At 73.4% G+C, this 25,059-nt stretch carries 23 protein-coding genes and 2 pseudogenes; 10 read left to right on the top strand and 15 right to left on the bottom strand.

Features of this window, described 5'->3' with window-relative positions; translation table 11 throughout:
- Both ACZ4MH_RS32915 and ACZ4MH_RS32910 read left to right on the top strand, forming a co-directional pair.
- A pseudogene (locus tag ACZ4MH_RS32915) lies at nucleotides 1-234 on the top strand (DEAD/DEAH box helicase); the annotation flags it as partial.
- Nucleotides 235-281: 47 nt separating this feature from the next.
- Nucleotides 282-587: an SCO5918 family protein gene (locus ACZ4MH_RS32910; protein ID WP_351600834.1), complete on the top strand. Its 306-nt coding sequence runs from the start codon at nucleotides 282-284 to the stop codon at nucleotides 585-587.
- 132 nt (nucleotides 588-719) lie between these two features.
- Here the strand turns inward: ACZ4MH_RS32910 and ACZ4MH_RS32905 are convergent, their stop codons facing one another.
- Nucleotides 720-1,094 (bottom strand): hypothetical protein, encoded by a 375-nt coding sequence (locus ACZ4MH_RS32905; protein ID WP_351600837.1) that lies wholly within the window; start codon nucleotides 1,092-1,094, stop codon nucleotides 720-722.
- 170 nt (nucleotides 1,095-1,264) lie between these two features.
- Here ACZ4MH_RS32905 and ACZ4MH_RS32900 point away from each other — a divergent pair, with 170 nt between their 5' ends.
- From ACZ4MH_RS32900 to ACZ4MH_RS32885, 4 genes are all read left to right on the top strand, one after another.
- The gene (locus tag ACZ4MH_RS32900) at nucleotides 1,265-1,603 is read left to right on the top strand and encodes a helix-turn-helix domain-containing protein (protein ID WP_351600840.1); all 339 of its coding nucleotides are present in this window, start codon (nucleotides 1,265-1,267) and stop codon (nucleotides 1,601-1,603) included.
- Between the two features lie 365 nt (nucleotides 1,604-1,968).
- Nucleotides 1,969-2,136, top strand: a complete 168-nt coding sequence (locus ACZ4MH_RS32895) for a hypothetical protein (protein ID WP_351600843.1) — start codon at nucleotides 1,969-1,971, stop codon at nucleotides 2,134-2,136.
- A 261-nt stretch (nucleotides 2,137-2,397) separates the two neighbouring features.
- Nucleotides 2,398-4,443, top strand: coding sequence for a translation factor GTPase family protein (locus tag ACZ4MH_RS32890; RefSeq protein ID WP_351600846.1), 2,046 nt, complete (start codon nucleotides 2,398-2,400; stop codon nucleotides 4,441-4,443).
- A gap of 29 nt (nucleotides 4,444-4,472) precedes the next feature.
- Nucleotides 4,473-5,366: a DUF72 domain-containing protein gene (locus ACZ4MH_RS32885; RefSeq protein WP_351600849.1), complete on the top strand. Its 894-nt coding sequence runs from the start codon at nucleotides 4,473-4,475 to the stop codon at nucleotides 5,364-5,366.
- Here the strand turns inward: ACZ4MH_RS32885 and ACZ4MH_RS32880 are convergent.
- From ACZ4MH_RS32880 to ACZ4MH_RS32830, 11 genes and pseudogenes are all read right to left on the bottom strand, one after another.
- The gene (locus ACZ4MH_RS32880) at nucleotides 5,284-6,849 is read right to left on the bottom strand and encodes an ABC transporter ATP-binding protein (RefSeq protein WP_351600857.1); all 1,566 of its coding nucleotides are present in this window, start codon (nucleotides 6,847-6,849) and stop codon (nucleotides 5,284-5,286) included. The two genes, ACZ4MH_RS32885 and ACZ4MH_RS32880, sit on opposite strands and share 83 nt — an antisense overlap.
- 8 nt (nucleotides 6,850-6,857) lie before the next feature.
- A complete protein-coding gene (locus ACZ4MH_RS32875) occupies nucleotides 6,858-7,454 on the bottom strand; it encodes an ABC transporter permease subunit (protein WP_467754834.1) in 597 nt (198 codons plus the stop codon).
- Between the two features lie 39 nt (nucleotides 7,455-7,493).
- A pseudogene (locus ACZ4MH_RS32870) lies at nucleotides 7,494-7,613 on the bottom strand (ABC transporter permease); the annotation flags it as partial.
- Nucleotides 7,614-7,762: 149 nt separating this feature from the next.
- Complete coding sequence (locus ACZ4MH_RS32865; protein ID WP_351600860.1) at nucleotides 7,763-8,722, bottom strand: ABC transporter permease; 960 nt, start codon at nucleotides 8,720-8,722, stop codon at nucleotides 7,763-7,765.
- A 59-nt stretch (nucleotides 8,723-8,781) separates the two neighbouring features.
- Nucleotides 8,782-10,371 (bottom strand): ABC transporter substrate-binding protein, encoded by a 1,590-nt coding sequence (locus tag ACZ4MH_RS32860; protein WP_467754833.1) that lies wholly within the window; start codon nucleotides 10,369-10,371, stop codon nucleotides 8,782-8,784.
- Nucleotides 10,372-10,416: 45 nt separating this feature from the next.
- On the bottom strand, nucleotides 10,417-11,208 hold the full coding sequence (locus ACZ4MH_RS32855; RefSeq protein WP_351595343.1) for a class I SAM-dependent DNA methyltransferase: 792 nt from the start codon (nucleotides 11,206-11,208) through the stop codon (nucleotides 10,417-10,419).
- On the bottom strand, nucleotides 11,208-12,476 hold the full coding sequence (locus tag ACZ4MH_RS32850; RefSeq protein ID WP_351595254.1) for an MFS transporter: 1,269 nt from the start codon (nucleotides 12,474-12,476) through the stop codon (nucleotides 11,208-11,210). The genes ACZ4MH_RS32855 and ACZ4MH_RS32850 overlap by 1 nt, the downstream gene beginning before the upstream one ends.
- On the bottom strand, nucleotides 12,473-13,573 hold the full coding sequence (locus ACZ4MH_RS32845) for a dipeptide epimerase (RefSeq protein WP_351595257.1): 1,101 nt from the start codon (nucleotides 13,571-13,573) through the stop codon (nucleotides 12,473-12,475). Before ACZ4MH_RS32845 ends, ACZ4MH_RS32850 begins: the two co-directional genes overlap by 4 nt.
- Nucleotides 13,570-14,679: a PLP-dependent cysteine synthase family protein gene (locus tag ACZ4MH_RS32840; RefSeq protein WP_351595260.1), complete on the bottom strand. Its 1,110-nt coding sequence runs from the start codon at nucleotides 14,677-14,679 to the stop codon at nucleotides 13,570-13,572. Before ACZ4MH_RS32840 ends, ACZ4MH_RS32845 begins: the two co-directional genes overlap by 4 nt.
- Complete coding sequence (locus ACZ4MH_RS32835) at nucleotides 14,676-15,539, bottom strand: Rossmann-like domain-containing protein (RefSeq protein ID WP_351595263.1); 864 nt, start codon at nucleotides 15,537-15,539, stop codon at nucleotides 14,676-14,678. Before ACZ4MH_RS32835 ends, ACZ4MH_RS32840 begins: the two co-directional genes overlap by 4 nt.
- Complete coding sequence (locus tag ACZ4MH_RS32830; protein WP_351595266.1) at nucleotides 15,536-16,792, bottom strand: ATP-grasp domain-containing protein; 1,257 nt, start codon at nucleotides 16,790-16,792, stop codon at nucleotides 15,536-15,538. The genes ACZ4MH_RS32835 and ACZ4MH_RS32830 overlap by 4 nt, the downstream gene beginning before the upstream one ends.
- Before the next feature lie 157 nt (nucleotides 16,793-16,949).
- Between ACZ4MH_RS32830 and ACZ4MH_RS32825 the strand changes: the two genes are divergently transcribed.
- The 3 genes from ACZ4MH_RS32825 (at nucleotide 16,950) to ACZ4MH_RS32815 (ending at nucleotide 20,845) form a co-directional block, all read left to right on the top strand.
- Nucleotides 16,950-18,443, top strand: a complete 1,494-nt coding sequence (locus ACZ4MH_RS32825) for an alpha/beta hydrolase (RefSeq protein WP_351595269.1) — start codon at nucleotides 16,950-16,952, stop codon at nucleotides 18,441-18,443.
- Nucleotides 18,444-18,577: 134 nt separating this feature from the next.
- Complete coding sequence (locus ACZ4MH_RS32820; RefSeq protein ID WP_351595272.1) at nucleotides 18,578-19,615, top strand: ATP-binding protein; 1,038 nt, start codon at nucleotides 18,578-18,580, stop codon at nucleotides 19,613-19,615.
- 186 nt (nucleotides 19,616-19,801) lie between these two features.
- Nucleotides 19,802-20,845: a PP2C family protein-serine/threonine phosphatase gene (locus ACZ4MH_RS32815; protein WP_351595275.1), complete on the top strand. Its 1,044-nt coding sequence runs from the start codon at nucleotides 19,802-19,804 to the stop codon at nucleotides 20,843-20,845.
- A 31-nt stretch (nucleotides 20,846-20,876) separates the two neighbouring features.
- Here ACZ4MH_RS32815 and ACZ4MH_RS32810 read toward each other — a convergent pair whose 3' ends face one another.
- Both ACZ4MH_RS32810 and ACZ4MH_RS32805 read right to left on the bottom strand, forming a co-directional pair.
- Nucleotides 20,877-22,448, bottom strand: coding sequence for a PTS ascorbate transporter subunit IIC (locus ACZ4MH_RS32810; protein WP_351595278.1), 1,572 nt, complete (start codon nucleotides 22,446-22,448; stop codon nucleotides 20,877-20,879).
- Nucleotides 22,449-22,467: 19 nt separating this feature from the next.
- Complete coding sequence (locus tag ACZ4MH_RS32805; protein WP_351595281.1) at nucleotides 22,468-23,247, bottom strand: PTS sugar transporter subunit IIAB; 780 nt, start codon at nucleotides 23,245-23,247, stop codon at nucleotides 22,468-22,470.
- Nucleotides 23,248-23,317: 70 nt separating this feature from the next.
- Here ACZ4MH_RS32805 and ACZ4MH_RS32800 point away from each other — a divergent pair, with 70 nt between their 5' ends.
- Entirely contained in the window at nucleotides 23,318-23,905 is a 588-nt protein-coding gene (locus ACZ4MH_RS32800) for an HhH-GPD-type base excision DNA repair protein (RefSeq protein WP_351595284.1), read from the top strand.
- Nucleotides 23,906-23,938: 33 nt separating this feature from the next.
- On the opposite strand, the gene nicT is transcribed toward ACZ4MH_RS32800, so the two are convergent.
- Nucleotides 23,939-25,054, bottom strand: coding sequence for a Nickel transporter NicT (gene nicT, locus ACZ4MH_RS32795; RefSeq protein WP_351595287.1), 1,116 nt, complete (start codon nucleotides 25,052-25,054; stop codon nucleotides 23,939-23,941).
- Nucleotides 25,055-25,059: the final 5 nt, after the last annotated feature.

The raw sequence follows: 25,059 nt of genomic DNA, 5'->3' as shown, positions 1-25,059 counted from the left end.
ATCACCCAGGTCCGCTCCGGCGACCAGGAACTGACCCGCATCACCGGCGCCCAGGCCCCCTCCGGCATCCCGGTCACCATCCCCAAGCCCGCCGCCGACCGCCCCCGCACCGGCAGCCCCTCCTCCACCCGAGGCCGCCGCAGCCGCAACGCCCAGAACCGGCGCACCGACCGCACCCGCCGCGCCCCCGGCCAGCGACAGTCCACCCCCGCCACGGGGACCGGTTCCCGCTGATCGTCCCTCCCCTCAGTCGGCCCCTCTCCCCCTGTCTGTGAGGCATCATGCGCTGCATCATCGCTCGTTTCCCGTTCGACCTTTCCAAGGAAGGGGTCCTGGCCGCGATGAAGGGCATCAAGCCGGAGCCCATCACGGGTGACTCGGTGGTCATCGGCCGCCGTCACTACCCCGTCAAGCAGGTGGGCGCGATCGTCACCCGGCAGGACCGCCGCGACTTCACCACCGGGGAAGTCACCCGGGCCATGACCCGGCTCGGCTTCACGTGCCACACCGCCGAGACCGCGCCGACGGAGGCGCTCTCGCCGCTGGAGGCCGCGTCGGCACTGCTCGGGACGCCCGACTCCGAGTAACTCTCGCGAGCGGAAGACGACAACGGAACAACGAGGAGGGCCCTGCCGGCACGCGCCGGCAGGGCCCTCCTTTCGTATGTCTCAATGACGCATACGCCTCGGTGACGCGTACGTCTCAGTAACGCGTACTTCTCAGTGGTCGGAGTAGCTGAAGTCGCCCACGGTCCACGCGCTCACGTCCTGGATCGCGACGCGGTACATCCCGCCCGTCTCCGGGATCCCGATGCTGCCCTGCAGGATGCGGGCGACGTGAAAGTGCAGGTGCGTCGGGACGTTCACGCGGCCGGGTCGGTTCTGTGTCCGGTCGGCGGTGAAGATGCCGGAGAACGGGCTCAGCCGCTCCGAGTCCGACAGGACCTCCGACACCCGCTCCCGCCACAGGGCTTCGGGGGCCAGTCGGCCGGTGATGACCGCGCTGCTGGTGACGACGGTCAGGGGCATCTGATTGCTTTGCTCGGACTCCACCATGGTGGCGATGTCGACGAGCAGCGCGTCAGGGTTCGACATGGGAGCCGATTCTATTCAGTGGCTCGTTCCTGCCCACCGAACGCGCTGAAATCTGTCCCGGCCGGAGTAGACATTGACCAGTCGCACGGTGAAGGCTGGTGTTCAATTGCCTGCGGGCCCTGATGCCGCACGGCGCCAAGAGGCCCTGACGGTCGGTACAACGAGGTGAAATGACAGCAGACAACCCGCTCAGTGGTCGGCTGGACGACGACGACTACCCCGCGTACACCATGGGACGGGCCGCCGAGATGCTCGGCACCACTCCCGGTTTCCTCCGCGCCCTCGGCGAGGCCGGACTGATCACGCCGCTCCGCTCGGAGGGCGGGCACCGCCGGTACTCCCGTTACCAGCTGCGGATCGCCGCCCGCGCCCGCGAGATCGTGGACCAGGGCACCCCGGTCGACGCCGCGTGCCGCATCGTCATCCTCGAGGACCAGCTCGAAGAGGCCCAGCGCATCAACGCCGCGTACCACCGTGCCGAGGGCAAGTCGGACGACAGTGCACGCTGAGCCCGTCGCGCCCGGCCGCGCCCGGCCGCCTTCGCGTCAGTACCCGTCGAGCCGCCGGCTGTGGCCCGGTACCTCATACGCTCTCTCCCGTTGACGTATTCCTGTGGGGTGTTCGGTGATTCCACCGTGACACTCGTTGCCGGCCTCGATAAATGGTGCGGGATATACGGCAGTTGCATCCATTCGCGCCACTGCGGCCGAGCATGAGCGGCAATCCACCGGTCGAGTATGGGCGGCCCGTCGAGGGGGTATCAGAGCACGGTTAGCGTCCTTCAAAGGGGGGACTCAGAATGACCACACCGCCTCAAGAGTGTGTCGTACTCGATATTCCACAGGGATTACGGCTGGACCTGTTGGGTCTCGTCGTGGAAGTCGGCCAAGTCCGCATAGTCGCTGACCGGGCGGGCCTGCTCGGCAGCCTCATCGCCTCCCTGACCTGCGGCGGCGGCACGGCCGCAGCGCAGAGCCTGGAGGCAATGGCCCAGATGCTCCGCTCCCAGGAGCAGCCCGAGGAATCCGGCCAACGAGCGTAGGAACCACAGAACACGCAACCACCGCTGCCTCGCCCCGGCCCAGTTCGGGGCGAGGCAGTGGCATCGGCGATGGCGCGGAACCCCGATAAATACGTTGCCGGAGGGGCGGGGCTCTGCTGCACTGCCGGATAGCCCGGGCCGCCCGATCGCCGGGTCGTACCGACGTGCCGCGCAATCCACCGAAGAAGGAGACGGAAATGCCGAAGACGTTCATGTCCCAGCAGCAGGTAATCGCCGCCCATTCGGAGGACATGACACTCGGTGCACAGTCTCAACCTGGGAATTCTGGCGCACGTCGACGCCGGTAAGACGAGCCTGACCGAGCGGCTGCTGCAGGCCGCCGGGGTCATCGACGAGGTCGGCAGCGTCGATGACGGAAGTACGCGGACCGATTCGCTGGAGCTGGAGCGACAGCGGGGCATCACGATCAAGTCCGCGGTCGTGTCGTTCGTCGTCGCCGCCGACGATGACGACGACGACGAACTGACGGTCAATCTGATCGATACGCCCGGGCACCCGGATTTCATCGCCGAGGTCGAGCGGGTGCTGAACGTGCTCGACGGCGCTGTGCTGGTCGTCTCGGCGGTGGAAGGGGTGCAGCCGCAGACGCGCATTCTGATGCGGACGTTGCGGCGGCTCGGCATCCCCACGCTCATTTTCGTCAACAAGATCGACCGGCGCGGAGCGCGCTGCGCGTCCGTCGTCCGCGAGCTCGCCGAGAAGCTGGACGCGGCGGTCGTGGCCATGGGCGCGGTCGGCGGCGGCACGGGCACGCCGGAAGCCGCGTGGCTCCCGTACACGGAAACCGACGAGGGCTTCGCGGCGCGGCTGGCCGAGGTGCTCGCCGAGCACGACGACGCGCTACTGGCCGCGTACGTGGCGGACGAGACGGCGGTGCCGTACGACCGGCTCCGGGCCGCACTGGCCGCGCAGACGCGACGGGCCCTGGTGCACCCGGTGTTCTTCGGCTCGGCGATCACGGGCGCGGGCGTGGCAGCGCTGACCGCCGGCCTCAAGGAGCTGCTGCCGACGGCCGCGGGCGCGGCGGACGGGCCGGTGTCGGGCACCGTCTTCAAGGTGGAGCGCGGACCGGCCGGCGAGAAGATCGCGTACGTCCGGATGTTCTCGGGGACGGTACGGACCCGGGACCGGGTGGCGCTGAGCGGTACGGAGGCCAAGGTCACCGCCGTCGGGGTCTTCGAGCGCGGGGCGGTCGTGCGGCGGTGCGGGATGGTCGCCGCCGGCGAGATCGGGGTGCTGTGGGGACTGGAGGACGTACGGATCGGTGACGCCGTCACCGGCCCCGGGGCGGACCGGAACGGCAGGGCGGCCATGGCCTCCCGGCACTTCGCGCCCCCGACGCTGGAGACGGTCATCGTCCCCGCCCGGCCGTCCGACAAGGCGGCACTGCACGTCGCGCTCTCCCAGCTCGCCGAGCAGGACCCGCTGATCGGCCTGCGCCAGGACGACGTCCGGCAGGAACTGTCCGTGTCGCTCTACGGGGAAGTGCAGAAGGAAGTCGTCCAGGCGACGCTGGCGCAGGACTTCGGTATCGACGTCGCGTTCCGGAGCACCACGGTGATCTGCACCGAGCGGCTCGTCGGCCCGGGCGCGGCCTTCGAGATCATGCACAAGGAGGGCAATCCGTTCCTCGCCACCGTCGGGCTGCGCGTCGAGCCGGCGCCGCCGGGCGACGGCGTGGACTTCCGGCTGGCGATCGAACTGGGCTCGATGCCCTACGCGTTCATTAAGGCCGTCGAGGAGACCGTGCGCGAGACACTGCGCCAGGGCCTGCACGGCTGGCACATCCCCGACTGCGCGGTCACCCTGACGCATTCCGGGTACGCGGCACGCCAGAGCCACGCCCACGCCGTCTTCGACAAGAGCATGTCGAGCACGGCCGGGGACTTCCGCAATCTGACGCCGCTGGTGCTGATGAGCGCGTTGCGCCAGGCCGGTACGCGGGTCCACGAGCCGGTACACCGCTTCCTGCTCGACCTCCCGGCCGACGCCCTCGGCCCGGTACTGCCCGTACTGGCCCGCCTGGGCGCCGTCCCGGAGACCCCCCTCCTGCGCACCTCGACCTGCCGCCTCGAAGGCACGATCCCCGCAGCCGGCGTACGCGAACTCCAACGCACCCTCCCGTTTTTGACCCGCGGCGAGGGCGTCCTGGACACCACCTTCGACCGCTACCGCCCGGTCCCCACCACCCCACCCCCGTCCCGCCCCCGCACCGACCCCAACCCCCTCGACCGCAAGGAGTACCTGCTCCAGGTCGTACGCCGGACGGGAGGGGGTGGGCGGTGAAGGGGCGGGAGGGTGGGTAGTCGGGCGGTATGGGTGGGATTGTCGTTGGGGTGTGTTCGTGGACGGATCCGGCGCTGGTGCGGAGTGGGTGGTATCCGGCGGGGAGTCGGGGGGCGGAGGGGAGGTTGCGGTATTACGCCGGGCGGTTTTCCGTGGTGGAGGTCGACGCGACGTACTACGCGCTGCCCAGCGCGCGGAACAGTGCGCTGTGGGCGGCGCGCACGCCGGACGGTTTCCGGTTTGATGTGAAGGCGTTCTCGCTGCTCACCGGGCATCCCACGCGGGCGGCGGCGTTGCCTGGCGAGTTGCGTCCGGCGTTCGTACGCGGTTCTCGGGCCCGGGGTGCTCGATACGTCGATCCCGGGTTGGCCGATGAGGTGTGGGAGTGGTTCAGCGGGGCGCTCGAACCGCTGCGGAACGCCGGCCGCCTCGGCACGCTGCTGTTTCAGTTCCCGCCGTGGTTCGAACCGGGTGCGCGCGCCGAGGAGTTTCTCGGCGAGTGCGGGGAGCGTACGGAGGGGTGGCCCGTCGCCGTGGAGTTCCGGCATCCCGGCTGGTGGCGGGGGGAGACGGCCGACCGGACCGCGGAGCTGCTCTCGGAACTGGGCATGGCGGCCGTGGCCGTGGACATGACGCAGGCGTTGCCGGTGTCGGTGCCGCCCGTCACCCCGGTGACCTCGCCCCGCACGGCGGTGGTCCGCTTCCATGGGAGGAGCGAGGCCTGGGGATCGGGCAGTAAGGAGGATCGGTACCGGCACGTCTATTCGGCCGATGAACTGGCCCAGTGGGTACCGCGGATACGGTCCATGGCCGAGCGCGCCGACACCGTCCACGTGCTGTTCAACAACTGCTGCGGGGACGCGGCAGTACGGGCGGCGGAGACGATGCGGGGTCTGCTGCCCCGGCCGGGCCGCGGTCGGTGAGGCGGCCCGACTCGAGGACGGCGGTGCGGGTGGCCACGGCCGCGGTGTCGCGGTCGTGGGTGATCAGTACTAGAGCGAGGTCCGGTCGGGTGCGGAGCAGGCCGGTGAGGAGAGCGAGCAGGGAGCGGCGGGTCACGGTGTCCAGGCCCGAGGTGATCTCGTCGCAGATCAGGACCCTGGGCCGGGCCAGCAGGGCGCGGGCCAGGGCCGCGCGCTGGAGCTCGCCGCCGGAGAGCTGGTGGGGGCGGCGGCGTACCAGGTCGGCGGGGAGCCCGAGGGCGGTGAGGGTGTGCCGCGCCTCGGCCAGGGCCTCGGCGACGGGCACGGTCCGCAGCCGGACGGCGGTACGGGCCACCTGGTCCAGGACCGGGCGGTGTTCGTCGAAGGCGGCGCGGGGGTCCTGGAAGACGTACTGAACGGCGGCCAGTTGCGCGCGGGTGCGGGCGCGCAGGCTGCGTGGGAGAGGCGTGCCGTCGAGCAGGATCTCACCGTCGTGGGTGCGGTGGAGGCCGGCCAGGCAGCGGCCGAGGGTCGTCTTGCCGCTCCCGGACGGGCCGACGACGGCCAGGCACTCGCCGGAGCGGAGGGTGAGGGCGGGGACGTGCAGGACGGGGGTGCGGTGGTGGCGGGCGGTCAGGTCGCGGAGGTGGAGGAGAGGGCTGGTGGGGGCCTTGGCCGTACGGTCGTCGGGGGCGGTGGGCCCAGCAGCGGTGAGCGGTGTTGATGCCGACAACAGTTCGCGCGTCCAGGCGTGTTGAGGAGCTGACCAGAGTTCCTCCGTCGGGCCCGATTCCACGACGCGTCCCGCGCGCATGACGTGGAGGTCGTCGGCGAGGGCGCGTACGACGTCCAGATCGTGGCTGAGGAGGAGGACGGCGATGCCCTGGCGGGCCAGTGCGGCGAGCTGTCCGGCGATGCGGCGTTTGGTCGGCGCGTCCTGGCCGGTGGTCGGCTCGTCGGCGATCACCGCGCGGGCGCCGGTCAGCAGGGCCTGGGCGAGGACGAAGCGCTGCTGCTGGCCGCCGGAGAGCTGGTGCGGGTAGCGGCGCAGCAAAGCTTCCGCGTCCGGGAGTTGGGCCTGCGCGCAGGCGCGCAGGACGCGTTCGGTGACGGCCGCGCGGCGGTCGCGGCGGGGCAGGTCGCGTACTTGCGCGCGGGCGATGTCGCGGAGGAGGGCGTCGGCCCGGCGGGCGGGGTTGAGGGCGGCGGCCGGGTGCTGGGGCACGTAACCGATCAGGCCGTCCGGTACGCGCACCTCGCCGGTGACGCGGGTGCCGGGCGGGTACTCGCCCAGCAGGGCCAGCCCCGTGGTCGTCTTGCCGCTGCCGGACGCGCCGACGAGCGCGGTGATCCGCCCGGGGTACAGGCGCAGGGACACCCCGTCGACGATCGCGCGGCCGGGACCGGTCTCCGCGTCGACCACGACCCGCAGGTCCTCGATCTCCGCGACCGCGTCACCGGTGGGCAGCAGGGATGTGGGCATCGGCCCGTTCACGAGCGGGTCTCCTTTCGCACCGAGGGCCGCGCCGACGACCGCACCCAGGGCCGCGCCGAGCACCGCGCCCAGGGCCGCGCCGACGACCGCGCCCAGGACCGCGCCGAGGGCCGGGTGCGGGCCAGCCCCTCGTCGAAGAGCAAGTTGGCGCCCGTGGTCAGGGCGATGATCAGCACTGCGGGCAGGACGACGGCCCAGGGCTGGACGAACAGGCCCGTGCGGTTGCGGTCGACCATCACCGCCCAGTCGGCGGCGTCCGGGGCCACGCCGACGCCCAGGAAGGCGGCGGTGGCCACGAGGTACAGGACGCCGGTCAGCCGGGTGCCGGCATCGGCGGCGAGCGTGCGCAGGGCCGAGCGGCCGACGTAGCCCACGGCCATCCGCCACCATGTCTCGCCCTGCATCCGCAGCGCCTCGACGGCGGGGCGGGCGGCCGCCTCGGCGGCGGTGGCGCGGATGATGCGGGCCGCGTCCGGGATGTTGACCAGTGCAACGAGGAGCGCGAGCCCCGCGGCGCCGGGCGAGAAGACGGCCGCGGCGAGGAGGATCAGGAGCAGGGACGGGACCGCGAGGAGGACGTCCAGCGGGCGCATCAGGAGCTCTTCGAGCGGGCCGCGGTGGGTCAGGGCCGCGGCGAGGCCGAGCGGCAGGGCCACCACGTACGCCAGCACGGTCGCGGACAGCGCGGTGAGGACCACCGTACGGCCGCCCAGCAGCACCTGCCGCCAGACGTCCCGGCCGACGAAGTCGGTGCCGGCCCAGTGCCCGCCACCGAGGGTGAACGAGGCGCCGCGGGGCCCGGGTTCGCCCGCGAACAGCGGGCCGAGGAGGGCGATCAGCAGCGGTACGGCGGTGATCAGGAGGGCGAGAGCAAAGCGGCCGGACGGGCGCGTACGCGGCTTCACGCGGCCACCCCCGCCCGTGGCGTGAACCGGCGCGCCACCAGGTCCGCGCCGAGGTTCAGGACGACGGCGGTGAGCCCGAAGACGACGGCCAGGCCCTGGATGACCGGGACGTCGCGCTCGGCGACGGCGTTCATCAGGACCGTGCCGAGGCCGGGGATCACGAACAGCGCCTCGACGACGATGACGCCGCACAGCAGCCAGTCGATCGTGCGCGCCAGCTGCTGCGCGGCGGGGGCGAGGGCGTTGGGGAGGGCGTGCGTGTACCGGACGCGCGCGCCCGGGATGCCGTACCGGCGGGCCTGCGCGGCGTACGGCGACGCCAGCGCGTCGATCATGCCGGCCCGGACCAGCCGGGCCAGCGAGCACACCGGCCGGGCGAGCAGGACGAGGACCGGGAGGACGAGCGCGGCGGGGTGGGCGAGCAGGTCACTGCCGTAGCCGACGGCGGTCGGCGGCAGCCAGTCCAGGCGCAGCGCGAAGACCGTGACGAGGAGGACGCCGAGGGCGAATTCCGGTACGGCGTAGACGCCCAGGGTCACGGAGCTGATGAGGCGGTCGGCGAGCCGGCCCTCGCGGCGGGCCGCGAGGACGCCGAGGCCGACGGAGACCGGTATCAGGAGCGCGACCGTCAGGGCCGCGAGCAGCACGGTCGGGCCGAAGCCGGTCGCGAGATACGTGGCGACCGGGCGGCCGGAGGTCAGGGACGTGCCGAGGTCGCCGTGGAGGAGCCCGGCCGCCCAGGCGGCGAGCCGTTCGTGGGCGGGCCGGTCCAGGTGCAGGGCCTCGCGGATGGCCGCGATACGGGCCGGGTCGGGCTGGTCGCCCGCGAGGGCCACGGCCGCGTCGCCGGGCAGCGCCTCGGTGAGCGCGAAGACCAGCAGGACGACGGCCACGGTCTGGCCGGCGCCGAGCAGCACCCGGCGGACCACCCAGGCCCGCAGCCCGTCGCCGCGCACGGCCTTGGAGACGCGCGCACCCTTGGAGACGCGCGCGGTCCTCGGGGCTTCGGTGTCGCTCACGCCAGCCACACCTTGTCGAAGCGGGCCCAGCCCAGAGTGTTGGCGGGCGCGTCGTGCGCGATGCCGCGTACGTTGCGCGCCGTGCCGAGGATCCAGTCGGCGAAGCCCCAGACCAGGAAGCCGCCCTCGGCGTACAGCCGGCGCTGCATCCGCTCGTAGAGGGCCGCCCGGTCCTTCTTGTCCTTGGTCGACTGAGCCTGCTGGTAGAGCGCGTCGAAGTCCTTGTGGTGCCACTGGGTGGCGTTGGTGGTGGAGTCGGTCAGCAGCCGCTGGGAGAGGTGGGACTCGATGGGCATGGCGCCGGAGCGGTAGCCGGCGAGCGTCCCGGAGTCCAGGGTGTCGGCCCAGTAGCTGTCCTTGCTGCCGGTCCTGACCGTCATGCGCACGCCCGCCTTGGCGGCCTGGTCGCGGAAGATGGACGCGGCCTCGGTGAAGCCGGCGGCGACGGCGGAGGTGTCCAGGGTGACCTTCAGGCCCTCGGCGCCCGCCTTCTTCAGCAGGTGGCGGGCCTTGTCCAGGTCCTGGGTGCGCTGCGGGAGGCCGTCGGCGTAGTACTCGTACCCCTTGCCGAAGAGGTCGTTGCCGATCTCGCCGGCGCCGGACAGCGCGCCCTTGACCAGCTCCTCGCGGTCGGCGATCAGGAAGAACGCCTCGCGTACCCGCTTGTCGTCGAACGGCGCCCGGTCGGTCTTCATCGCGAACGCCTGCATGGCGCTGTTGCGCAGCCGGACGATCTCTATCTGGCCCTTGCCCTCGTGCGCGCGTGCGGTGGTCGGGTTCAGTTCGTGGGCGTACTCGACCTGGCCGCCGAGGAGGGCGTTGACGCGGGCCGACTCCTCGTTGGCGATCACGAATTCCAGCCGGTCCAGGTGCGGCGCGCCGTCCCAGTACCCGTCGTACCGCTCGACGACGGCGGACCGGCCGGGCGCGAAGGAGACGAAGCGGAACGGGCCGCTGCCGACCGGCCGGTGGTCGAAGTGGCGCGCGCCCTCGGGAACGATGTACGCGCCGAACGCGGCCAGCACGTTGGGGAATTCGGCCGTGGGGCGCTTCAGTACGAACTCCACCGTGCGGTCGTCGACGGCCCGGCTCGCCTTGAGGTCGATGGGCTCCAGGGACGCCTTGGCGCGGAACGCCTCCTTCGGGTCGGCGATGCGGCGGTAGCTGTAGAGGACGTCGGCGGCGGTCACCGGCTGCCCGTCGTGGAAGGTGGCCTTGCGCAGCTTCACCCGCCAGCGGTCCAGGCCGTCGTTCGGTTCCCAGGAGGCGGCGAGGCGCGGCTCGGCGGCGAGGTCGTCGCCGTAGTCGGCGAGCTTGTCGAAGAGGGCCTTGGCGCGGGCGGCGTCGGCGAAGAGGTTGGTGCGGTGCGGGTCGAGGGTCTCGCTCGCGCCGCCGCCGGCGAACGCGGCCCGCAGCGTGCCGCCGCGCCGCGGTCCCCCGCCTGCGCCCGCGTCGCCGGTGGTGCCGGGGCCGCCGCAGCCGGCGAGGGCGAGCGCGCCGAGCCCGGCCGCGCCGCCGGCGGCCGCGAGGAATCCCCGGCGGCGCAGGCCGGGGAAGCGGGAGTCGTCGAGGGGGGCGTGGGGCATGGCGGTGTCCTCCGGTACGAGTGGATCGTCGGGCGGTGGGCGGTGTCAGGCGGTGCGCGTCAGGCGGGCGACGAGATGCAGCCGGTCGGCGTCCAGCCGGTCCCCCGGCGCGGCGCCCTCCTCCCAGACGGGCTCCGTGCGCGGCCCCGGTCCGTCGTGCAGGGCGAGCACCTCGAAGCCGTGCGCGGTGAGGGCGCGGCGCAGTTCCAGGGGGAACAACAGCCGCCAGGCGGAGTGCTGCTCGACCGGCTCCGAGCCGTCGTCGGCGGTCCACACGCGGGTACGGCGCAGCAGTTGTGCGGCCCGGTCGACGTGGAGCGTGGTTTTTGCCCGGTAGGTGGTGCCCTGCCAGGTGAAGCGGCTGACCGACGGGGCGTCGAGAAGTTCCGTACGGCCCAGGAAGAAGGCGCCGTTGCGCATCTCCGCCACGAGCAGCCCGCCGGGCGCCAGGCTCCGTCGGCAGGAGGCCAGAAAGCCGTCGAGGTCGGCGTCGGTGTGGCAGTACAGCAGGGCGCTGTCCAGGCAGACGACGGCGTCGAAGGACCGCGCGGGGAAGCGGAAGGCGCGCAGGTCGGCACGTACGTACGCAGGCCCCGGGTGGTGCGTGCGCGCATACGCCAGCATCGCCTCGGAGAGGTCGGCGCCGACGACCGAGCGGCCCACCTGGTGGAGGTACGCGGCGTCGCGCCCGGTGCCGCAGCCGATGTCCAGGACGCGCGGCCCCGAGCCGTACCGGCGCAGGCAGTCCTCGGCCCAGCGCCCGGCCAGCCGGTCGGCGTCGGGGAACCTGGCCTCGTACAGCTCGGGGTTGTCGGTCAGCAGATTGCTGGTGGTGATCACGCCGCCACCGCCACGGCCCCGGCGGGCGCCCGGTCCGGCAGCGCGCGCAGCCGGTGCAGCCAGCCCACGCCGGCGGCGGACAGCAGCCCGAACGCCAGGCAGCAGGCCCACGGCAGCCAGGCCGCGCCGGCGTGCCCGCCCGCGTCCATGGCCCAGCCGACGACGGTGTTGCCGACGGCCGCGGCGATGCCGGAGACGACGTAGAACAGCCCGAAGTAGGTACCGGTCAGCTCGGCGCGGCCGAAGTCGGGGATCAGCTCCATCACGAACGGCTGGGCGATCATCACGCCGAGGTAGAGCAGCAGCGCTCCGGCCAGCACGGGCAGCGCGCGCAGCGCGGCGGCGCCGAGGCCGCCGGGCGGCCCGGACAGTCCGGCCACGGCCATCGGCGGCACGAACGCCAGGCCCATCAGGCCGAGTCCGGCGGTGATCCAGCGCGACCGGCTGCCGCGGTCCTTCAGGGCGCGGGTCACGCGGAGTTGGAGGGTGAGGTTGGCGACGGTGCCGACGAGGAAGACGATGCCGGCCGCGCCGTCCCAGCCGGTGGCCCGCCGTGCGCCGTCCGGCAGCAGCAGGTACAGCTGGTTCTCCATGGTGAACATGCCGACCATGGCGAGCGAGAAGGCCAGGAAGACGCGGTTGCCGACGACCTCGCGCCAGTCGCCCAGTACGGAATTCTTCGTCGGCGCGGCGGTACGGGCGGGCAGCACGGCGGCCTGGGCCGCGGTCAGTACGGCGAAGATCGCGGCGGCGGTGAGCGCGGAGGCCCGGAAGTCGACCAGGAGGAGGGCGGAGCCGAGCAGCGGGCCGACCAGCGCGCCGGTGGTCGCGAAGACGTTGAACAGCGCGAACGCCTCGGCCTTGCGGTCGCCCGCCTCCTGCGCGAGGTAGGCGCGCACGGCCGGGTTGAACAGCGCCCCGGCCAGTCCGCTCAGTACGGAAGCGGCGAGCAGGACGGCCAGGCCGTCGCCGAGCGCGAAGAGCGCGAAGCCGACGGTGCGCAGCGCGCAGCCCGCGATGATGACGCCGCGCGCGCCGAGCCGGTCGGCGGCCGAGCCGCCGATGAGGAACAGGCCCTGCTGGCTGAGGTTGCGGACGCCGAGCACGATGCCGACGACCGCGGCCGACATGCCCAGGTCCTCGCCCAGGTGCACCGCGAGGTACGGGATGAGCAGGTAGAAGCCGGTGTTGACGCCGAGCTGGTTGACCAGCAGCAGGCGGATGGCGAGCGGGAAGCCGCGCATTTCGTGCCAGGTCTTCTTCATCGCGGCACCTCCTGGACGAGGCCGGCCGGCGCGGCCGTTCCGTCGGGCAGGTCGGTGTGGCGGACCGGCCGCACGCCGAGGCCCGGCTGCCGCCCGGCCCGTACGGTGCCGTCGGTGCCGCCGATGCCGGTCCACGGGTCGTGGGCGAGCAGCAGGTGGCCGTCCAGGTCGGCCCAGCGGGCGCGGTCGGCGAGGTGAACGGCGGGGGCGAGGCCGAGCGAGCTGGCGGTCAGGCAGCCGAGCATCAGCTCGGTGCCGCTGCCCGCGAGCAGGTCGGCGATGCGCAGCGCCGCGTGCACGCCGCCGCACTTGGCGAGCTTGACGTTGATGCCGTGCACCCGGCCGACGAGCCGCCGGGCGTCCTCGATGCCGACGGCGTCCTCGTCGGCGATGACGGGCAGCGGCGAGCGCTCGGCGAGCCGGGCCAGCGCCTCGGGGCGGCCGGGCGCGATGGGCTGCTCGACGGCCTCGACGCCGAGGTCGGCGTACCGGGGCAGCAGCGCCGCGGCCTGCGCGGTGGTCCAGGCGCCGTTGGGGTCCAGCAGCAGCCGGGCGTGCGGCGCCGCATCCCGCACCGCGAGCACGCGCTCCAGGTCGTCCTCGGGGTCGGGCGAGCCGGCCTTGACCTTGAGGACGGAGAAGCCGTTCCGGGCCAGCCGCCCGGCCTCCTCACCGGCGGCGCGGCGCGAGCCGATGCCGATGGTGCGCGCGGTCGCGGCCCGGGGCGGCTGCTCGGCGCCGAGGAGCCGGTGCACGGGTATGTCGGCGCGCTTGCCGACGAGGTCGAGCAGGGCCGACTCGACGGCGGCGGTCACGGCGGGCGGGGTGTCCGGCGCGGGCAGCGCGCCCTCGCGGAGCGCGTCGAGCGCCGCCTCCGGGCCCTCGAAGCGGGCGAGTTCCAGCGCCGTCTCGCTGAGCAGCCGTCCGATGGTGTCGGCGTCGAGGTCGTAGTACGTACTGGCCACGGCCTCGCCGTAGCCGCGCTGTCCTTGGTGTTCGATCGCGAGCCAGACGGCGTCGCGGGCCGCCATGGTCGAGCGGGAGATGCGCAGCGGCTCGGTGAGCCGGAGCCGTACGGTGCGCTGGCTGAGCTTCATGGGGTCGGGGTCTCTTCCCGGGGAGTGGGGCGTGCGGGGGTGGGGGCGGCGAGCGGGTCGGCGACCGTCCGGCAGCGCGTCCAGCCGGTGGCCTCCGCGGCCCGGGGGTGCGGGATCTCGACGGGGCGGGTGGCGGCGGTGGTGAGGTCGAGCCCGTGCGCGGTGGCGAAGTCGTCGTCGTAGACGGTGCCGAGGTAGCGCTGCGGCCCGTCGGGGAAGACGGTGGCGACGACCGCTCCCGGGTGGACGCGGGCCGCCCAGGCGGCGACCAGCGCCACCGCGCCCGTGCTCCAGCCGCCGCTGACGAAGTTGCCCGCGGCCAGCCGGCGGCAGGCGTCGGCGGACTCGGCCGGGCCGACCCAGTGCACCTCGTCGAACGCCTCGTACGCGACGTTGCGCGGGTGGATGCTGCTGCCGAGGCCGCGCATCAGACGGGGCCTGGCGGGCTGCCCGAAGATCGTGGAGCCGGTGGCGTCCACGCCGATCAGCCGCAGGCCCGGCCAGTGCCGGCGCAGCGGGCCGACGATGCCCGCGCTGTGCCCGCCGGTGCCGACGCTGCACACGAGCACGTCGAGGTGGTCCAGGTCGGCGGCGACCTCGGCGGCGAGCGACCCGTAACCGGCGATGTTGTCGGGGTTGTTGTACTGGTCGGGCCAGTACGCGTCCGGGAGTTCGGCGCGCAGGGCGCGCAGCCGGGCCAGCCGTGCGGCCTGCCAGCCGCCCTCGGCCGCCGGGCGGTCCACCAGCTCCAGCCGGACGCCGTACGTGCGCAGCAACTGCCGCATGGACGGCTCCAGTTCGGTGTCGCCGACCAGCACGACGGGGTGGCCGAGGGCCTGTCCCGCGAAGGCCAGGCCGACGCCGAGGGTGCCGGAGGTGGACTCCACGACCGGTGCGCCGGGCCGCAGTTCGCCGCGCTCCCTCGCGCCCAGCAGCATCGACACCGCGGCCCGCGCCTTCATGCCGCCCGCGCCGAGCCCTTCGAGCTTGGCCCAGAAGCCGGGGTGCGGGCAGGGCAGGCCGGTGGTGATCCGGGCGAGCGGGGTGCGGCCGAGCAGCGCGAGCAGCTGCGGATTGGCGGTGGGGTGCAGAACGGCCGTGGTCATGCGGCGGCCCCGGAGGCGGCCGACGCGGCCCCGGCGGCGCGGTACCGGTGGACGATCCCCGGCCCGCCGTCCAGCCAGAAGAACGGGTACGGCTCGGCGCACACCGCGCTCACCCCGGACCCGAGGAACCGCGGCAGCACCGCGCTGCCGGTCTGCGCGAACATCACCAGCGGCGTGCCGTGCGCGGCAGCGTGCGCGCGCAGCGCCTCGAAGCTGCCGTTGCCCAGCGTCATGCCGGAGGCGAGTACCGCGTCGCAGCGCGCCAGCTCGGCGAGCGCGTCGGTGACGACGGGCTCGCCCCACTCGGTCGTACCGCCCTTGAGGTCGCACGGCACGTAAACGAGGCCGCGCTCGCGCAGCGCCTCCAGCAGCGAGTTGACGACGCCGACGACGAGCACCCGGGCGCCGGGGGCCGCGTCGATCAGCTCCACGACGGCGCGTGCCCGGGCGCGGGACTTCTCCAGCGAGCTGCCGGAGGGCAGCGGGAAGGGGCGGGCGCCGCTCGCGGGGCCGTGCGGCGCGACGTCCATCAGGTACGCGTCCAGCGCCGCCACCCGTACGGGCAGCAGCTCGTGCGCCAGCAGCGCGGCGACGTCCGCGCCGACGCACCGCTCGACGGCCTCGTCGGTCAGCGCGCCGGGTTCGACCGCGCAGGAGCCGACCGCCGCGCCCAGCCGCAGGCTGAGTACTTCGTTGCGGTAGCCGCCGCTGCGCCCGGTGTGCCGGACGGCCTGCCGCGTACTGAAGGCCACGGAGATCCGCCGCTCGGCGGGATCGGGCCCGTAGGCGCCGGCCAGCACGCCGGCCACCAGGTCGTCGTAGGAGGTGACGGCGGTACAGGGGCCGTCGGCGGGGCTCATCGGCCCACCACCCGGGGGTGCAGCGCGGAGAGCAGCGTCTCGACGCGCGTACGGGCGCCCGGCCCGGCCGCGTCCCCGGCCATGACGTGCCCGAGGTACTCGTTGTTGCTGCCGGCCGCCTTCACCGTCTTCCCCGGCTCGGCGAGCTGGAGTTCCAGTACGCCGTCCGCCGCGCGCACGGCCTCGCCGCCGTCGATGTCCGCGAGCACGCCCGCCTCCCCCGGTACGAGGAAGCCGATCGCGGCGCTGGCCAGTCCGGTGTCGCGGACGGTCAGGTCGGGCCGGTGACCGAGCGCGACGTCCATGCAGGCGGCGGCCACGTCGATACCGGTGACGTGGCGGATCAGCTCGGTGATGCGGTTGCCGGCGGGCCGCGGGTTGACCTCGACAACGCGCGGCCCGTCGGGCGTCAGCTTGATCTCGGTGTGCCCGACGACGCCGTCCAGCCCGAGCGCCTTGACGGCCTGTACGGCGGTGTCGGCAGCGGCCGCCGCGTCGGCGGCGGAGAGCGCGGCGGGGAACATGTGCCCGGTCTCGATGAAGGCCGGCGCCCCGCCCACGCTCTTGTCGGTCACCCCGACGACGTGCGTGGAGCCGCCGTGCGTCACGGTCTCCACGCTGACCTCGGGCCCGTGCAGCAGCTCTTCGAGCAGGACGACGGGGGCCCGGCGCTGGCCGCGCGCGTTGACGGGGAAGTCCTCGACCGCGCGGTAGGCGCGCTGCAGCTCCGCCTCGTCCTCAACCTTGCGTACGAACATCCCGGCGCACAGGTCCACGGGCTTGAGCACCAGCGGGTAGCCGATCCCGGCGGCGGCCGCGGCCGCTTCGGACCGGTCGGCGCAGACCGCGAACCGCGGCTGGGGCAGCCCGGCGTCCGCGAGCACCCGCCGGGTGGCGTCCTTGCGGCAGGCGGTCTCGACCGCTTCCGGCGCAGGGCCCGGCAGGCCGAGGTGGCCGGCGATCCGGGCGACGGTCGGCAGGTAGTAGTCGCACGAGGTGAGCACGCCGTCGAAGCCCAGCGCGGCGTGCAGCCGCTCGGCGTACGGCAGCAGCGTGTCCAGGTCGTTGGTGTCGGCGGTCAGCACATTGCGGGCGCCGAGCAGCGGGTGTGCCGTGCCCTCGGGCGCGCTGCGCAGGTAGTGGTGCAGGTCCCGGGTGAGGAACGTGAACTCGTGTCCGCCCTCGCGGATCGCGTGTGGCAGCAGCCTGCTCATTGCCCCGACCCAGCTCTCGACCATCAGCAGATGAGCCACGATTCCCCTTCTCCGGACGCGAGTTGCGGACGACCGGCCGGCCGGCGGCCCGTCTTCCGAGGGGCCTCCGGCTTGACCGACCCACACTGTAAACGATAATCATTTTCAAGTCACCTCATTGCACGGTGTTCCCGCCACTGCCCCGAATGCGAGCTCTGTGATCACCGCCGCCCGCCGTCCCGCCCTGCTCTGCGCCCTCGCGGCCACCGCCGCCACGCTGCTCCCCGCGGCGCCCGCGCACGCCGCCGCTCCCCCGGCCCCCGCGCTGCACTTCGGCGCCTGCCCCGACTCCGTGCCGGACCCGCCCACCCCCGACCGCGTCGAGTGCGGCGAGCTGAGCGTCCCGCTGGACCGGAACCATCCCGAGGACCGGCACATCGGCATCGCGGTCTCCCGCGTACCGGCCTCCGGCACACCGGACGAGCGGCGCGGCGTCCTGCTCGTGAACCCGGGCGGCCCCGGCGGCTCCGGGCTCCCGTACGCCGTCACCAAGCGCGCCAAACTCCCCGAGCGCGTGCGGCGTGCGTACGACGTGATCGGCTTCGACCCGCGCGGCACGGGACGCAGCGCGCCCGCGGACTGCGGCCCCATGGGCGGCCTCTTCGACGCGCCGAGCCGGGACCCGGTGCCGAAGACCCCCGCCGCCGAGCGCGCTCACCTCGACTCCCTGCGCCGCACGGCCGACGACTGCGCCACGGGCGTCGGCGCCGCCCTCCCGCACCTCTCGACCACCGCGACCGCGTACGACATGGACGCGATACGCGCGGCCCTCGGCGAGCGGGTGATCGGCTACCTCGGTGTGTCCTACGGCAGCTACCTCGGCGCGGCCTACGCCGCCCACTTCCCGCACCGCGTCGGCCGGATGGTGCTGGACAGCGTCGTCGGGCCCGAGGACTGGTACGACTTCGACCTCCGGCAGAGCCGGGCTCTGCTGCGCCAGCGGAACACCTTCTTCGGCTGGGCCGCCGCGCACGAGAAGCGCTTTGGGCTGGGCGGCAGCGCCGCGGCCGTCCGCGCCGCCTACCAGCGCACCCGCGACGGCCTCGCGGACCGCCCCGTCGACGGCTTCGGCGCCGCGGAGTTCGACCGCACCGTCTACCGGGCGCTCGGCCGCACCGAACGCTGGGCGGGCCTGGCCGACGGCATGCGTACGTACCTACGGGACGGTACCGTCGCGGCGCTGCGCCCGGCCGACCCCTTCGACGGCGCGGCATCCCGTACGTACGAGGCCGCCAACCGCACCGTCAAGTGCGCGGACGGGCCCGGGCCCACGCCCGCGCGAGTGACCGCCGACATCCGGCGGATGCGGCGGCTCGACCCGCAGCCGGTGCTCACCGGCATGGAGGCCTCGGTGTGCGCGTACTGGCACCACAGGCCCGCCCACCGCACGGCGCTCGGCAGCCCCGCCGCGCCCCCGGTCCTGCTGATCGCCTCCGCACACGACCCGGTCACGCCGATAACCGGCGCCCGCGACCTGAAGCGGCGGCTGCCCGGCTCCCGCCTGGTCACCCTGCACGACGACTACTCCCACGGCGTGTTCGCCAGCCGCGGCAACGGCTGCGTCGACGGCACGGCGGCGGCCTACCTGGTGGACGGGGCCGTGCCGGCGGCCGACGTGCACTGCGCCGGCCCCGGCCTGCCGACACCCTGACTCCCGGAGAGCGCAAAGGAGTTAGGTATACCTATCCCTGCCGGTCACCGATGTCTCCGTGCCGCCCCACCGGGCAGGCTGGCCACCTCTTCCGGAGAGGGCCGGTCCGGATGTGCACTTCGGAGGCGGGATCCATGTTGGAGTCGGAGAACTGCGACCGGGTCGCCCTGGCCGGGCGGGACGTGGCGCTCGCGGAGGTCGAGTACCTGCTGCGGCACCGGCGACTGGTGACGGTGACGGGGCCCGGCGGCGTCGGCAAGAGCGCGCTCGCCGGAGCGCTGGCGCGCCGGCCGGGACTCGGCCCGGAGGTGATCGTGGCCCGTACCGACCTCGCGCCGCTCGCCGACCCCGGGCTCGTGCCGCACTGGCTGGCCCGCGCGCTGGGCATGGACGGTCCCGCGGGAAGGCCCCAACTCGCCGCGCTGGCCGAGGCGTTGGGGGACACCCCGGCGCTGCTGGTCGTGGACACCTGCGAACACCTGGCCGGGCGGTGCACCGAGGTCCTCACCGCGCTCGTCAGCGCCTGCCCCCGCCTGCACGTGCTGGCCACCAGCCGGACCCCGCTGCGTACCCCGGGCCTGTATCCGCTGTCCCCCGTACCGCTCGATGTCGCGACCGGCCTGTTCGCGGCGTACGCCCGGCAGCTGGACACCGAGGAGGCGGCGCCCGACGCGGTCCGGCGGATCTGCGCACTGCTGGACGGCCTGCCGCTCGCCGTGCGGATCGCCGCGGACCAGCTCGCGCACCGCTCCGCCGCCGACGTGCTCTCCTGCTTCGCCCGGCCCGAGGCCGCGCTCGACCTGCCGGCCACCGCGCCCGGCCTGCCCGGCCGCCAGCGTTCGCTGCGCGAATCCCTCAGCTGGAGCCTGCGGCTGTGCACGGCCGAGGAGCGGCTGCTCTGGGCGCGGCTCAGCGTCTTCCCCGGCAGCTTCGAGCTGGCGCACGCAGTGGAGATCTGCGGCGACGCGCAGCTGCCGCCCGGCCCGCTCGTCGCGGCCTTCACCGGGCTGGCCTGGCAGTCGCTGATCGAGCCGTACCCGGACAAGGAGGAGGGCACGGCCTTCCGGATGCCGCGCGCCACCCGGGCCTACGGGCGGCAACGGCTGCGTCTGTCGGGAGAGGAGCGGACGCTGTTGAACCGCTTCCTGACCTGGACGCTGCGCGAATCCTGATGTCCGGCGCACATGTTTGACCAGCTTCTTCCTCAGGGAATTCGCCATATGCACACCTCGTGCATCGAATGCTCACTAGGCTGTTCCGCTCCAGCCGCCGCTCTGCGGGCAGGTACCGCCATGCCGAAGCTTCCTCCGGCCGGACGCGTCAGTACCGTTCCGGCCGCACCGCCGTCCGGCACTTCCGTGAGGCTGGTTCGAGGAACGTTTTTCCCACTGGCGCTGGCCATGGTCTGCGCCCTCCTGGGACGGGCCATCGGCCTCCCGCAGCTCTTCCTGCCCCTGATGCCCGCCGTCGCGGCACTGCCCGCGGTCGGGCGGACGGGCGGGCGCTATGTGCTGAGCGCGGGCGCGGCGGCGCTCGGCGGCGTGGCGGTACTGGGCTGGGGCGCCCGGCCGGTGAACGTGGTCGCGGCGCTGGCGGGCGTCCTGACGGTGACCGTGCTGACCCGCACCGCCGCCCGCCGCAGCCGCCGCCAGGAGTCCAAGCTCGCCCGCCTCGGCCGGCTGGCCCAGGTGGCCCAGGCGGCGGTGCTGCCCCGGCCGCCCGAGTCGGTGGGCGGGGTGCGGCTGGACGCGCGGTACCTCGCGGCCACCCCCGGTGCCACGGTCGGCGGCGACATCTGCGGCGCCGAGCGCACCCGCTTCGGGGTGCGGCTGCTCATCGGCGACGTGTCGGGCAAGGGCCTGGACGTGGTCGCCACGGCCGCCGAGACGCTGCACATCTGGCGGGAGCTCGCGCACCACGAGAGCAGCCTCGCGGGCATCGCGCTGCGCATGGACACCGCCGTCACCCGCATCCACCACCACGACGGGTTCGTCACCGCGCTGCTGATCAATGTGTACGACGACGGCCGGGTGGAGCTGCTGAGCTGCGGCCATCCACCGCCGCTCCTGGTACGCGGCGGCCGGGCTTCCTGGCTCGCCGGGCTGGACGCGACGGCCCCGCTCGGGCTGATGCGGATGGTGCAGGACCGGTGCCCGACCGCGGTCGTGCGGCCGGCGCCGGACGACTGGCTGCTGCTGTGCACGGACGGGGTGGCCGAATGCCGCAACGGCGACGGCGAGTTCTACCCCCTCGCCGAGCGCCTCACGGCGTTCTGCGACCGCGAGCCGACCGTCGTCCTGGACACGCTCGAAGCCGACCTGGCCCGCTACCGCGACGGCGCCTCCCGGGACGACGCGATGATGCTCCTCATCCGCCCGCCGACCCGGCAGCGCTCCGGCTGAGCCGCGGCCGCCGGGCTCCCCACGAAAGTACTCAGTCGGACTCCGGCGGCGGGGGCGGCGTGGGCGCGCCGGCCGGCGGCGCGATCTTCGCGTGAGCGGTCGTGCCGGTCCTGCCGGTCGTCGGGGCCGCGGCCGCCGGGGCTTCCGTACGGGGCAGTACGGCATCCCGGCGCGCGCCCGGATCCCAGCCGGTCTCCACCACCCGCTTCTGCACGAGCACGGCGCCGCCCAGCACCACCGCGCCGATGGCCAGCATCAGCACGACGGCGCCCGCGCCGCCCGGCTTGGCCGCGTTGCCGATCAGCGAGCCGAACCAGCCGAAGTCCGCGTCCCCGAAGGTGGTGTTCTCCTCGCCGAACGCGCCGAGCACCTTCAGGAGCAGCGCGGGCAGGAAGGTGATGAGGACGCCGTTGACGAAGGCGCCGACGGCCGCGCCGCGCCGGCCGCCCGTCGCGTTGCCGTAGACGCCGGCCGCGCCACCGGTGAAGAAGTGCGGCACCAGCCCCGGCAGGACCAGCGCGAGGCCGAACCACGGGTGGAAGAGCGCGGAGAGCAGCCCGAGGCTGACCAGGCCGCCGAGGAAGCTGCAGAGGAAGCCGATGAGGACAGCGTTCTGCGCGTACGGGAAGACGATCGGCGCGTCCAGCGACGGCACCGCGCCGGGCACCACCTTCCTGGCGATGCCCTGGAACGCCGGGACCAGCTCGCCCAGGATCGTCCGCACGCCGAACAGGATGATCGCGACGGCGATGCCGAACTGCAGGCCCTGCATGACGGACTGCATCACGTAGTTGCCGAGGCCGGTGGCGGCCGCGCCGCCGTCGCCCGCGAACGCCTTGAACGCGGTCTCCCGGCCGGCCCTGGCCAGGAAGAGGACCGCCATGATCACGTAGATCAGGACCATGGACAGCGCGGTGGCGACCATCGAGTCCCGCAGGAAGCGCAGCCCCTCGGGCAGCTTCATGTCCTCCGTACTGCGGCTGCGCCGGCCGACCAGCTGCCCGGCCGCGCCCGCCGCGACGTACCCGGCGGTGCCGAAGTGGCCGATGGCGATCGTGTTGTCGCCGGTGATGCGCTTGGTCCACGGGTGCGCGAAGGCCGGCATGGAGACCAGCAGGATGCCCAGCAGCACGCCGCCGACCAGCACCACGACGGCCGAGGACTGGCCGGCGGTGGCCAGCACCACGGTCAGCAGCGTCGCCATGAACAGCATGTGGTGGCCGGTCAGGAAGACGTACCGCAGCGGCGTGAAGCGGGCCAGCAGCAGGCTGACCCCGAAGCCGACGATCATCAGCCAGGCGACCCGGGCGCCGAACTGCGCCTGCGCGATGCCGACGATCGCCTCGTTGGTCGGGATGACGCCGTGCGCGCCGGTCGCGCCCTGGATCATCTCGCCCAGCGGGGCGAGGGCCGTGACGACCAGATTGGCGCCGGCCCCGATCAGCAGGAAGCCCAGCGTCGCCTTGAGGGCGCCGCCGACGATCTGCCCTGCGGACCTGCGCAGGGCGATCAGGCCGGTGGCCGTGATCAGGCCGACCAGGTACGCCGGCTGGCTGAGGACCTCGTTGACCAGGAATTCGGCGATCGATACGAGCCAGTGCATGGAGATGGTGCGCCCTTCGTTACTGGACGTCGTAGGTGTCTCGGAGGATGCGGTCGACCTCACCCGTACTGGTGAAGTTCTCGACGACCTTCACCGGGACGCCGACGTCGCCGAGCGTCCGGGCGATCTCGCCCGAGGTGAGGATGGCGACGGCCTCGCCGGCCTTGCCCTTGGCGGAGATGGTGTCGGTCGCCTCGACGGTGACGTACTTCGTCCAGCCCCAGCGGTCGAGCACCTGCTCCAGGGTGTTCTTCAGGAAGAGGCTGGTGCCCAGGCCGTTGCCGCAGACGGTGAGGATCTTGTGCGCGGACCCGCCGCCGGCCTGCCGTTCCGCCGGCTCCGCCGGCGCGTCCCGGCCCGCCAGCACCGCGTGCACCGCCTCCGGCGTCCGGGCCTCGCGCAGCGCCCGCTCGGTCTCCGGGTCCGCGAGCAGCCGCGCGAGCGCCGCCATCGCCTCCGTGTGCGCCCCGGAGTCCTTCGCCGCGAGCGCGACGACCAGGCTCACCGGGTCGTTCGACTCGTGCCCGAACTCCACCGGCTCGGCCAGCCGGACCCAGGACATGCCGGTCCTCAGGACCGCGGGCGAGGGGCGGGCGTGCGCGAAGGCGAAGCCGGGCGCGATGACGATGTACGGACCGTTCTCCTCGACGTTCTCGATCATTTCCGTGGTGTACTCACCGGTACTGGTACCGGTCGCGACCATGAGGTCGCCGGCGGCCCGTACCGCCGCTTGCCAGTCCGCCGCCGCCACGTCCAGCCGCACGGCCTCGGCGGGGATCAGTTCGCTCAGTGTCGGCATGGACGGGATCGTCGCACGAAAACGCTTGCCTGGATATGCGCGGTGCGGCGCCGGAAGGGATCATCGGAACATGAACGTGAGGATGCGGGTCGCCCAGCAGGAGGAAGCCGACGAACTGCTCGGCCGCAGTCCGCTCGCCGCGCTGGTGGGCATGCTGCTGGACCAGCAGGTGCCGATGGAGTGGGCGTTCACCGGTCCGTACACCATCGCCCGGCGGATGGCCGGGGACGACCTGGACGCGCAGGCCATCGCGGCGCAGGACCCGGAGGCGTTCGAGGAGCTGCTGGCCCGCAAGCCGGCCGTGCACCGCTATCCGCGGTCGATGGCCAAGCGGGTGCAGCAGCTGTGCCAGTACCTCGTCACGCACTACGACGGGGACGCCGAGGCCGTGTGGCGGGACGCCGAAACCGGCGCCGAGCTGCTGAAACGCCTCAACGACCTGCCCGGCTTCGGCAAGCAGAAGGCACAGATCTTCCTGGCCCTCCTCGGCAAGCAGTTCGGCGTGCGCCCCGAGGGCTGGCGCGAGGCCGCGGGGCCGTACGGCGAGGAGGGCTCGCACCGCTCGGTCGCCGACATCACGGGCCCCGAGTCGCTGGCCGAGGTCCGGGCGTACAAGCAGCAGATGAAGCGGGCGGCGAAGAAGGCGGCCGGCAAGTAGGGCCGCGCGGCCCGCCGCCCGGGGCGTGCGCGCTCAGCCCTCCGAAGGGGCGGCCACCCGCGCCGCCCACCGCTGTTCGACGCCCGACAGCCGCCAGTAGGCGATCGCCGCCGCCCAGACGACGACGAAGAGGCCGACGATGAGGTAGCCGACGTTGTCCAGGTCCAGGCCGGAGATCCGGTCGGTGACCGCGTCCTTCAGGCCGAGCTTGTCGTGCAGCACGGTCACCAGCTCGATGGTGCCGATGAAGAGGGCCACGGCGATGGACAGGCCGGTGATCGTGAGGTTGTAGTAGACCTTGCGCACCGGGTTGGAGAACGCCCACTGGTACGCGAAGTTCATGAACGTGCCGTCGAGGGTGTCGAAGAGGCTCATCCCGGCCGCGAACAGCAGCGGCAGGCACAGGACCGCGTACCAGGGCAGCCCGGACGCGGCGCCGCTGCCCGCCATCACCATCAGCGTCACCTCGGTCGCGGTGTCGAAGCCGAGGCCGAGGAGCAGCCCGATCGGGTACATCTGGCCCGGCCGCGTGATGGTCCTGGTGAACCGGCCGAGCACCCGGTTCATGAAGCCGCGCGAGTCCAGCTGCCGCTCCAGCTCCGACTCGTCGTACTCCCCGGCCCGCATGGCGCGGAAGACCCGCCAGATGCCGGCCAGCGCGATCAGGTTGAGGGCGGCGATGAGGTAGAGGAAGGCCCCGGAGACGGTGGTGCCGACCGTGCCGAGCACCTGGTGCGTACGGGAGCCCTCGTCCATCAGGGTCCCCGCGAGCGCCGCGCCGCCCGAGACCAGCGCGGCCATCAGCACGACCATGCTGGAGTGGCCGAGCGCGAACCAGAAGCCCACCGAGACCGGCCGCTTCCCGTCGGCCATGAGCTTGCGGGTGGTGTTGTCGATCGCGGCGATGTGGTCCGCGTCGAACGCGTGCCGCATGCCGAGGGTGTACGCGGTGACGCCCAGGCCCACGCCGAACACCTGTGTGCCGACGGTGTAGTGGCCGGGCACGACGAGCAGGAACAGCACACCGAACGCGACGATGTGCAAAGCGGCTATGACCGCCAGCAGGCCGGCCGTACGGACGGTGTCGCGCCGCTGCCAGCGGAACTGCGACAGATCGGCGGACGTGGGGGTATGAGTGGGCACGGTCATCCGGC

The organism is Streptomyces sp. NPDC026301 (assembly GCF_055567935.1).
This window is presented reverse-complemented; position numbering and strand designations above follow the sequence as displayed.

What these genes read in the sequence shown, in the direction of transcription:
- ACZ4MH_RS32810 (WP_351595278.1), bottom strand. Translation starts at nt 22,448, where the DNA reads ATGCACTGGCTCGTATCGATCGCCGAATTCCTGGTCAACGAGGTCCTC.
- ACZ4MH_RS32910 (WP_351600834.1), top strand. Translation starts at nt 282, where the DNA reads ATGCGCTGCATCATCGCTCGTTTCCCGTTCGACCTTTCCAAGGAAGGG.
- ACZ4MH_RS32835 (WP_351595263.1), bottom strand. Translation starts at nt 15,539, where the DNA reads ATGAGCCCCGCCGACGGCCCCTGTACCGCCGTCACCTCCTACGACGAC.
- ACZ4MH_RS32805 (WP_351595281.1), bottom strand. Translation starts at nt 23,247, where the DNA reads ATGCCGACACTGAGCGAACTGATCCCCGCCGAGGCCGTGCGGCTGGAC.
- nicT (WP_351595287.1), bottom strand. Translation starts at nt 25,054, where the DNA reads ATGACCGTGCCCACTCATACCCCCACGTCCGCCGATCTGTCGCAGTTC.
- ACZ4MH_RS32875 (WP_467754834.1), bottom strand. Translation starts at nt 7,454, where the DNA reads ATGCGCCCGCTGGACGTCCTCCTCGCGGTCCCGTCCCTGCTCCTGATC.
- ACZ4MH_RS32850 (WP_351595254.1), bottom strand. Translation starts at nt 12,476, where the DNA reads ATGAAGAAGACCTGGCACGAAATGCGCGGCTTCCCGCTCGCCATCCGC.
- ACZ4MH_RS32820 (WP_351595272.1), top strand. Translation starts at nt 18,578, where the DNA reads ATGTTGGAGTCGGAGAACTGCGACCGGGTCGCCCTGGCCGGGCGGGAC.
- ACZ4MH_RS32900 (WP_351600840.1), top strand. Translation starts at nt 1,265, where the DNA reads ATGACAGCAGACAACCCGCTCAGTGGTCGGCTGGACGACGACGACTAC.
- ACZ4MH_RS32840 (WP_351595260.1), bottom strand. Translation starts at nt 14,679, where the DNA reads ATGACCACGGCCGTTCTGCACCCCACCGCCAATCCGCAGCTGCTCGCG.
- ACZ4MH_RS32905 (WP_351600837.1), bottom strand. Translation starts at nt 1,094, where the DNA reads ATGTCGAACCCTGACGCGCTGCTCGTCGACATCGCCACCATGGTGGAG.
- ACZ4MH_RS32860 (WP_467754833.1), bottom strand. Translation starts at nt 10,371, where the DNA reads ATGCCCCACGCCCCCCTCGACGACTCCCGCTTCCCCGGCCTGCGCCGC.
- ACZ4MH_RS32845 (WP_351595257.1), bottom strand. Translation starts at nt 13,573, where the DNA reads ATGAAGCTCAGCCAGCGCACCGTACGGCTCCGGCTCACCGAGCCGCTG.
- ACZ4MH_RS32880 (WP_351600857.1), bottom strand. Translation starts at nt 6,849, where the DNA reads ATGCCCACATCCCTGCTGCCCACCGGTGACGCGGTCGCGGAGATCGAG.
- ACZ4MH_RS32800 (WP_351595284.1), top strand. Translation starts at nt 23,318, where the DNA reads ATGAACGTGAGGATGCGGGTCGCCCAGCAGGAGGAAGCCGACGAACTG.
- ACZ4MH_RS32885 (WP_351600849.1), top strand. Translation starts at nt 4,473, where the DNA reads ATGGGTGGGATTGTCGTTGGGGTGTGTTCGTGGACGGATCCGGCGCTG.